Below are 8386 nucleotides of genomic sequence, written 5' to 3' on the forward strand. Positions count from 1 at the left end.
TTGATCTTTTTGAATAATTTAAAAAAAATGTCAACCTATTTTAGGCACGCACAAGTGAGTAGTGAGAAGTGAGAGGAGAGAGGTGAAAGTCGGGATCGTTTTTGTCGTTACACGAGGCGAGGAGTGAGGTGCATAGAAAAGTGAGCTTCAGGTCATATCGGATCCTGAAAAGTATAAAGGCAACAGGGCCTTAACATCGTCAATAACAAATATTTTTCCTTCCATTCCTCCTAATAATAAGCGGATGGGTTGCTGCTGGCGCATTTCATACTCCAGCAGGCTTTGCCTGCAAATGCCGCATGGCGCCAGAGGACGCCCGCTTTTACCATTGTTTTTATTGAAATAGCTGATGGCGAGGGTAAGCACCGGTATGCCGGGGTATAGGGAGTCGGCGGCAGACAGCAAAACTCTTTCGGCACATATCCCTGCCGGGAAGGATGCATTCTCCTGGTTGGTTCCGGTGACCACCTTCCCGTTTTGCAATACAGCAGCAGCGCCTACAAAAAACCGGGAATAGGGTGCATAAGCCAGCCGGGTTACTTCCCTGGCTTTTTTGAACAGATCCCGGTCGGCCTGGGGCAGCAACTCAGCAGCATCCAATACTTCGTAAGAAAAAGAAATCCGCTCTTTTTTCAACTGAAGGTTATTTTTAGTCAGATGATTCATTGTGCCTTACCACTTACCACTTATCACTTATCACTATTTTATTGCCTTAAACAACCGCTTCCACCTGGGGCCGCCATCCCAACTGAACCAAATGAGGGATGCTTTTCCTACCACATGGTCTTCAGGCACATAACCCCAAAATCTGGAGTCCTGCGAATTGTGGCGGTTATCTCCCATCATCCAGAAATAATCCATCTTAAAAGTGTACTGGTCGGCTGGCTTACCATTGATGATGAATTGCCCGTCTTTTTCTTCTAATGTATTGTGTTCGTATACCGCGATGATCCTCCTGTAAAAAGCAATGTTTTCCGGTGTAAGTGTGATCGTAGCTCCTTTTTTGGGGATCCATATCGGCCCGTAAAAATCTTCGCTCCATTGGTAATGGGCTGTATCATTGGGGAACACATTTGGGTTAAATTGTTTTACATCTTTTATAACGCTTTGTACATAAGGCAGCTTTTTCATCCGCTCTGCTTCTTCGGCGCTAAGATCAATCATGTAATTCATATCATTGCCTACCAGCAATTGCTGCCTTTCGGGGTCGGTTTCTACATTAAAATCTTCTTTCAGCACATCTTCATCAAAATACTGTCCTTTGGTTTGCACGCTGTAAAAGGTTGCGGAAGCTTCAGGCACATACCCGGGTTTACCGTTTACCCACAAAATTCCCTCTTTTAGCTGCAGGGTATCCCCCGGAATGCCTACGCAGCGTTTTATAAAATTTTCTCTTTTATCTACAGGTCTTACTATTATATCATCTCTCTGAAGCAATGCTTCCCGGTCGCCTCCATACTGGTCACGGAGCACATCATAATAATTGAGGTTCGACTGGTACTCGCCTATTACGGTATCCCCAACGGGGTAATTGAACACCACCACGTCATTGCGTTTTACCGGGGTTGTCCATAAGCGTTTATAAGGCAGCTTGATCCACTCTAAATAAGATTTGCCGCCTGTTATGGGTGCCGTATGATGTACAAAAGGAATAGCAAGCGGGGTATTGGGAAGCCGCGGGCCGTAGCTCATCTTGCTCACGAACAAAAAGTCATTTACCAACAGGGTTTTTTCCATGCTGCCGGTTGGGATAACATAAGCTTCAAAAATGAACGTGCGTATGATCGTGGCTGCTACTACTGCAAAAACACCGGCGTCAATCCATTCCCTTGCAGAAGATTTCTTGTAGTTCTTTACTACGGCATTGCCGGCATACCTTTCGTTTTTTGAATACCCGAGGTAAGGTAAATATATAAAAGGAACAAGCACGGTTGCGGTGTGATGCAACAGTGAAAAGCGGCCGAAATGCTCTACAAAGCGGATGAATATCCAGATGGTGATGAATTGCCCAACGATGGGTATGAACTGCAAAAAGAACCAATATCTTTTCAAAGGCATTTTTTCTACCATGCACCAGGTGTTGTAGAATGGGATCAATGCTTTCCAGGGCTCAATTCCCGCTTTCTTAAACATGCCATACAAACCAATAAGAGAACCGATCGTTGCCAAAATAAAAAGGATCCAGCCTAAACTCATGTAATCTGTTTTTATGAAGTTGCCAAAAATAGCATAAATAGCTGATTATAGAGATATGTCGCTCTCTATACTGAAATGTTACATCGGGGGAATACCCTTTTTGTTAAATAAAGCCTGACAGCTATTTTGCCGCGATTAAATAATATCATTCAAAATATCAGACACTTCTTCAGGATGCTGGAATACCAAAAAATGCCCGGCCGATGCTATGGTATGCGTTGGGTGAACCAGGGCGCATGGAAATATTTTGTCGTTGGCGCCATGTAAATGGAACAGGTTGGGGGGCACCCATTCGTTTTTCCAGTTCAATACCTGGTGAATGGCCCATTTCAGGTAACCGGGATCTATATTTTTCCTGTATTCGTGGGCCAGTTTCTTTTCTTCTTCTGTTACCGCGCCCAAAAAATAATTTTCAAGGGGTGAAAATAACTTTAAAGGCCGAACGCTATGAAGGCGGCCTTTGGGAATGATGGCATCGAGGCTTAATTTGCCGGAAGCCCTCATCCACCGTGGCATTTCGTGATGCGTTTTTACACTGCTGATGAGAATTACTTTTTGAATATCCATCAGCCTGGCGATCTCTATGCTTAAAATCCCTCCAAAGGAAACCCCAACCAGTATGGCATCTTTTTCTGTGATCTTTTCACTCATGCGCCGGGCATAATCGGTAAGCGCTTCTCCGCGCAGGGGCATCAGCCAATGCAAATACTGCACGTTTTTATCGCCCCAATCCAGTTTACTGAAGATCCTTTCATCGGAGCCCAGGCCGCATATGCAATATACCTTTTTCAAAATACGACTTACCTGGCAGGGAAAACGTAGCTGTATACATCTTCCAGGGTAATATTTTTACCGGAAAGGATGACGAGCCTTTCCACTACATTTCTTAATTCGCGTATATTGCCGGTCCAGTTGTTTTCCTGCAGTGCTTTTAATGCATCATCGTTTATATCTTTTGGGGCAATACCGTAATCGGCGCATATATCCGCAAGAAATTTTTCTACCAGCAGCGGAATATCATCTTTCCTGTCGTTAAGAGACGGGACATGTATGATAATCACACTTAAGCGATGGTAAAGATCGAGGCGAAAATGTTTCTCATCTACCTCATGCAGCAGGTCTTTATTGGTAGCGGCAACAACCCTTACATCTACCGTAATATCTTTATCCCCGCCTACCCTTGTTATTTTTCCTTCCTGCAACGCTCGTAACACTTTAGCCTGCGCATTCAGGCTCATGTCGCCGATTTCATCAAGGAACAGCGTGCCGCCATGTGCCTGCTCGAACTTGCCTATGCGTTGTTTTACAGCCGAAGTGAAGGAGCCTTTTTCGTGCCCGAATAATTCACTTTCAATGAGCTCGCCGGGAATAGCGGCGCAGTTCACTTCAATGAGGGGATTTTTATTGCGGCTGCTTTTTTCGTGTATCCAGCGTGCCACCAGTTCTTTACCCACACCATTTTCACCCATGATCATTATCCTCGCATCTGTGGGTGCCACTTTATCAATTGTTTCTTTGATCTTCAGGATAGGCGCCGATTCCCCGATCATTTCCTCTACCTTGATTACCTTCCGGCGAAGCACTTTGGTTTCGGTAACCAGGTCGGTTTTATCCATCGCATTGCGAATGGTGATGAGCAGCCTGTTCAGGTCGGGCGGTTTTGAAACATAATCGTATGCTCCTTTTTTTACTGCCTCCACCGCTGTTTCAATGGTGCCATGCCCCGATATCATAATAATGGGTACATCCGGGTTTATTTCGCTGGCTTTATCCAGGAATTCGATGCCGTCTATCTTTGGCATTTTAATATCGCAAAGCACTACATCGTAACTTTTTTCTTTGAACCTTTTCAGTCCTTCTTCGCCGTCGCCGGCTTCATCTATTTTATATCCCTCGTAAGAAAGTATCTCTCCCAAAGTTTTACGTATCGCTTTTTCATCATCAATGATCAGAATGTTCGACATAGTTTAGAATGACTTTTAATTGATTCTTTTATAAGTGCTCAAAAATAAGGAATTATAGGAGGTTTCGGGGGTTCGGGTTGCAAGGTTCAGGGTTTCAGGTTCCAAGTTGCATGTTGCAGGGGGCGGCTTCGGGTTTTAGGTAACAGGTATGGGGTGTGAGGAATAAGGCATAGGGTATAGGGTATGTGGTAAAAGGAAGGTACGCTTTCACCTCTCACTTCTCACCATCCACTTCCCTTATCAAATGCTAAAATTCAATAAAACATTTTATATTTTTCTTTAAAACCCTTGCACTTCATACCATTCACAGCTACATTTGCGTTAATTAAATATCCTGTAAAACTAAAAATTGATTATCCATGAAAACTCAAGCGTTTAAAGCCAACCATGCCTTAGAAGTTCCTACCTGGAAACTGGTCACTAAACTGGGTTTGTTAGCTGCTTTTTGTATGGGATTGTGTTATCTTTTTGCAGTAGGCGTATCTTCTTTAGCTTCTATATTTTAAATTTTACTACAGATTTACGATCAGCCCCCCGTAATAGTTTCTGGCGGGAGCAGGATTGTAATATCTGTTGCCGAAAGCATTAATATCGTTCCCCAAACTGTACAACTGGTTCAATGCATTGTCTGTTCCCGTAAAAAGTTCAATAGAAAATGCATTGAATTCTTTTTTCCAGCCCAGTCTGGCCAGCAGCACCTGGTAAGAGGGGGCATAAAAGCCATTGGCATCGTTTAAAGGAAGCTTTGAAGTTTGGGTAAATGAGGTATTTAAATACATTCCGGGTGCAGTGCTCATATCAAACCCTCCCGACCAGATCGTTTTTGCCACACCTGTCAGGGCGTTCCCCGAATAATCTTTATCATCAATGAAATAGTCTGTAAAAGTAAAATCATTCAGTGTAATGCTCGCCCAGAGCTTTGCGGTGTGTATGAACGCAGTGTTGTTTTGCGCCAGGATATATTCGGCAAATGCTTCCATTCCCTTTTGATCGGTTCCGCCGGCATTTACAAAATATTCCGCGCCTGTATTATTGATCCTTCTTACAATAGCGTCCTGCAGTTTAAACCGGTAGGCTGTAATATCAAACAACAAACGATTCTTCCAAACTTTTCCCCGGATCCCTATTTCGCGGTTCCAGCCATATTCGGGTTGCAGATCGCTGTAAAAGCTTCCTTCCGACGGTCTTACTTCCGCTATGGCCGGAGGTGAAAACCCTTTACTCACGGATGCATACAGGGAGATATTGTCTGTAACACGATACAAAGCAGCCAGCCGTGGCAGCAACTGTTCGTTTAATTTCTTTTTCTTTTTCGAATCATCCGGATCGGTTAGGCGCTGGTAGTGGTAAACAAAAAAATTGGTACCTAATCCTGCCTGCAACTGGAATTTTTTACCGGCCCACCATTCGCCCTGTAAAAAAGGCAATATTTGTCTTGCCCAAATTTTGTCTTTGAACTGAATGGTATCCGCATTGCCCAGGCGGTTACCATAATTATTGATGGCAGAATAATTATACAGCCATTCCATGCCCGCAATAAACTTCAGGTCATGTTTACCGGTAACAGTATGATATACCATTTTGGTACGTAAGCCTGCATTGGATTCTTTTCTTGCTTCATAATTGGTAATAAAGGGATTTTTAAAATCAGTGTAAGCCAGCATCACGGAAGTAACATTGCTCCAGTGCTCGTTGAAACTGTACCGGTTGCTCAGTCCCGCAAAGGGTGTTTTGTTGTAAATGGCAGCCTTTTGTTCTGCAGCGCCAGGCGCAGCAGGAGTGGCCGGCCTGGCTTGCCTCGGATCTGCCTGCATTTGCTGCAGGGTCAATCCGCCCGGTGTTTGGTAATACATATCTGCATACATCAAAATCCAGTCGAGCTTATCCTTTTCAGATAACTGTGCCGCCCCGTTCCATTGCAGTACATCCCTGCGCAAACGGGTGTTTTGCCTGTACCCGTCGGACTGCAGGTGACTTTGGGTGAGCGATGAGCTGAGGTTTTTATCCTGGTACTGCCATTGTACATTTTCGCCAAACGAGCCGTATGAGCCACCATTGACCTGGGCCCGGAAATGATGCTTTTGAACAATATTTTCCTGCAGCGGCAGTTCATCCGGATGAAGTATAACCACCCCTCCGGTATTGGCGCCATATATGCTTCCTGCAGGTCCTTTCAATATTTCAATTTGCCTGATGCTGTTCTGGTCTGCCAGGTTGAAGTATGTATTTCCACCGGCATCAGTAAAAGGAATATCATTCCAGTACACTTTTACATTGCGCACACCAAAGGGTGAACGCAACAGGCTGCCCCTGATGCTTAAACGGTAGCTGCCGGGCGACCGTTCTTCCATTCTAACGCCCGGAACAATGTTTATTGCAGGCACCAGCGATGCATTAGAGAATCTTTGCATGTCCCTCCGGCCAACAATTCCCGCTGATACAGGGGTTTCCAGAAGCCGCCTTTCTGATTCAAAACCCTTGATCACTACTTCTGTCATTAACGGAATGGTATCAGATTTTGTAAGCGGCTCTCTTTGCTGTGCAATAACAGGTTGCGATATAACCAGGAAAATGAGGTATATAATTTTTTTCATTGCGGTATCAAAATTATTCAAAAAAAATCCCGGAGCGCTGAACTCCGGGATAATATGTTTTCTGGATCCAGAAAAGCTGTTAATTTTTAATATACATGACTTCTTTTACCAGCTTTACCGTGCGGGGAATATCGGGCAGGTAAGCAGCCACCAGGTTCGGCGCATAGTGCATGGGCGCATCGGCGCTTGTTATCCTGCGAACAGGCGCATCAAGGTAATCAAATGCTTCTTTTTGTATGCGGTAGGCCAGTTCGGACGATACGGAAGCGAAGGGCCACTGCTCTTCCACAATTACCAGGCGGTTGGTTTTTTTCACCGATTCAAAAACGGTGTGCCAGTCTAACGGGCGGATGGTGCGCAGGTCAATTACTTCCGCACTGATATTTTCTTTTGCCAGTTCCTCTGCAGCTCCAAGTGCAACTTTCATCATTTTATTGAAAGAAACAATGGTAACATCTGTTCCGGCACGCTTGATATCAGCTTTACCGATCGGTATCAGGTATTCTTCTTCGGGGACTTCACCTTTTTCGCCGTACATAACTTCACTTTCCATAAAAATAACGGGGTCGTCATCTCTTATAGCGCTTTTCAGCAGTCCTTTGGCATCATAAGGGTTTGAAACAGAGATCACTTTCAGTCCCGGTATATTGGCATACAAACTTTCAAATGCAGTGGAGTGCTGGGCGCCCAACTGGCCGGCGGAGCCGTTGGGCCCGCGAAAAACAATAGGGCAACCTACCTGTCCTCCGCTCATAGCCAACATTTTGGAAGCCGTGTTTAAAACCTGGTCAAGTGGCAATACCGCAAAATTCCAGGTCATATATTCAACGATCGGGCGAAGCCCGTTCTGCGCTGCTCCAACGGCCACACCGGTAAAGCCGAGCTCTGAAATGGGGGTATCAATCACCCTTTTCGGGCCAAATTCATCAAGCATACCCTGGCTTACTTTATAAGCACCATTGTATTCTGCTACTTCTTCTCCCATTAAAAAGACCCTTTCGTCACGGCGCATTTCTTCGCTCATCGCTTCCCGTAAAGCTTCACGAAATTGTATAACACGGTTTGCCATCTTATTTTCTTGGTTTGAGGAGAGCAAAATTATTGGTTGTAAGGCAGATAACCAAAAGGATATGTGAGAGACCAATTTAAGATTTTGATTTGAGATTTTTTGTATTTATTTCTATTACTTTTGAAATAAACAACTCTAACGATGCTCAAGCGCGAACGACAGGCTTTTATCCTTCACCAGGTTAATATTCACAATAAAGTGCTTTCATCCGGTTTAAGTGAAGAAATGAAAGTATCGGAAGATACCATCCGGCGAGACCTCCAGGAATTATCCGATGAGGGTAAGATCATAAAAGTACATGGTGGGGCATTGTCCTGCTCGTTCAGTCATGTGGGGTATCCATCAGAAAAAATATATTCTCATACGCATAAAAAAATTATTGCCACAAAAGCGCTTAGCCTTATACAGGACGGCATGTTTATTTTAACCACCGGCGGAACCACTATTGTGGAGCTGGCGAGAATATTACCGATGCAGTTGAGGGCTACTTTTGTATCGTGCAGCATCCCTGCCATACTCGAATATTCCAATCATCCGAATATTGATGTAATTGTTGTGGGCGA

Annotated in this window: 8 protein-coding genes; 2 read left to right on the forward strand and 6 right to left on the reverse strand. The window is 44.4% G+C overall.

What is annotated here, in order from left to right; genetic code table 11:
• Nucleotides 1–147: 147 nt before the first annotated feature.
• The 4 genes from PLH26_RS17665 to PLH26_RS17680 all read right to left on the reverse strand — a co-directional run bounded on the left by PLH26_RS17665 (nt 148) and on the right by PLH26_RS17680 (nt 4160).
• Complete coding sequence (locus tag PLH26_RS17665; protein WP_324587357.1) at nt 148–636, reverse strand: cytidine deaminase; 489 nt, start codon at nt 634–636, stop codon at nt 148–150.
• Nucleotides 637–699: 63 nt separating this feature from the next.
• A complete protein-coding gene (locus tag PLH26_RS17670; RefSeq protein WP_324587358.1) occupies nt 700–2196 on the reverse strand; it encodes a S26 family signal peptidase in 1497 nt (498 codons plus the stop codon).
• 135 nt (nt 2197–2331) lie between these two features.
• Nucleotides 2332–2988 carry an alpha/beta fold hydrolase gene (locus tag PLH26_RS17675; RefSeq protein ID WP_324587359.1) on the reverse strand — a complete coding sequence of 219 codons (657 nt, stop codon included), beginning with the start codon at nt 2986–2988 and terminating at the stop codon, nt 2332–2334.
• An 8-nt stretch (nt 2989–2996) separates the two neighbouring features.
• The gene (locus tag PLH26_RS17680; protein ID WP_324587360.1) at nt 2997–4160 is read right to left on the reverse strand and encodes a sigma-54-dependent transcriptional regulator; all 1164 of its coding nucleotides are present in this window, start codon (nt 4158–4160) and stop codon (nt 2997–2999) included.
• Between the two features lie 359 nt (nt 4161–4519).
• Between PLH26_RS17680 and PLH26_RS17685 the strand changes: the two genes are divergently transcribed.
• Nucleotides 4520–4666: a hypothetical protein gene (locus PLH26_RS17685; RefSeq protein ID WP_324587361.1), complete on the forward strand. Its 147-nt coding sequence runs from the start codon at nt 4520–4522 to the stop codon at nt 4664–4666.
• A gap of 6 nt (nt 4667–4672) precedes the next feature.
• Here PLH26_RS17685 and PLH26_RS17690 read toward each other — a convergent pair whose 3' ends face one another.
• Together PLH26_RS17690 and PLH26_RS17695 are read right to left on the reverse strand one after the other, a co-directional pair.
• The gene (locus tag PLH26_RS17690) at nt 4673–6754 is read right to left on the reverse strand and encodes a TonB-dependent receptor (RefSeq protein ID WP_324587362.1); all 2082 of its coding nucleotides are present in this window, start codon (nt 6752–6754) and stop codon (nt 4673–4675) included.
• Nucleotides 6755–6833: 79 nt separating this feature from the next.
• Nucleotides 6834–7823: a pyruvate dehydrogenase complex E1 component subunit beta gene (locus PLH26_RS17695; RefSeq protein ID WP_324587363.1), complete on the reverse strand. Its 990-nt coding sequence runs from the start codon at nt 7821–7823 to the stop codon at nt 6834–6836.
• Between the two features lie 141 nt (nt 7824–7964).
• Here PLH26_RS17695 and PLH26_RS17700 point away from each other — a divergent pair.
• Nucleotides 7965–8386, forward strand: a 422-nt coding sequence (locus PLH26_RS17700; protein ID WP_324587364.1) for a DeoR/GlpR family DNA-binding transcription regulator, incomplete at its 3' end; no start/stop codon positions are given.

Source organism: Agriterribacter sp. (assembly GCF_035444585.1).
Lineage (GTDB): Bacteria > Bacteroidota > Bacteroidia > Chitinophagales > Chitinophagaceae > Agriterribacter.

What these genes read in the sequence shown, in the direction of transcription:
- PLH26_RS17670 (WP_324587358.1), bottom strand. Translation starts at nt 2,196, where the DNA reads ATGAGTTTAGGCTGGATCCTTTTTATTTTGGCAACGATCGGTTCTCTT.
- PLH26_RS17680 (WP_324587360.1), bottom strand. Translation starts at nt 4,160, where the DNA reads ATGTCGAACATTCTGATCATTGATGATGAAAAAGCGATACGTAAAACT.
- PLH26_RS17685 (WP_324587361.1), top strand. Translation starts at nt 4,520, where the DNA reads ATGAAAACTCAAGCGTTTAAAGCCAACCATGCCTTAGAAGTTCCTACC.
- PLH26_RS17690 (WP_324587362.1), bottom strand. Translation starts at nt 6,754, where the DNA reads ATGAAAAAAATTATATACCTCATTTTCCTGGTTATATCGCAACCTGTT.
- PLH26_RS17695 (WP_324587363.1), bottom strand. Translation starts at nt 7,823, where the DNA reads ATGGCAAACCGTGTTATACAATTTCGTGAAGCTTTACGGGAAGCGATG.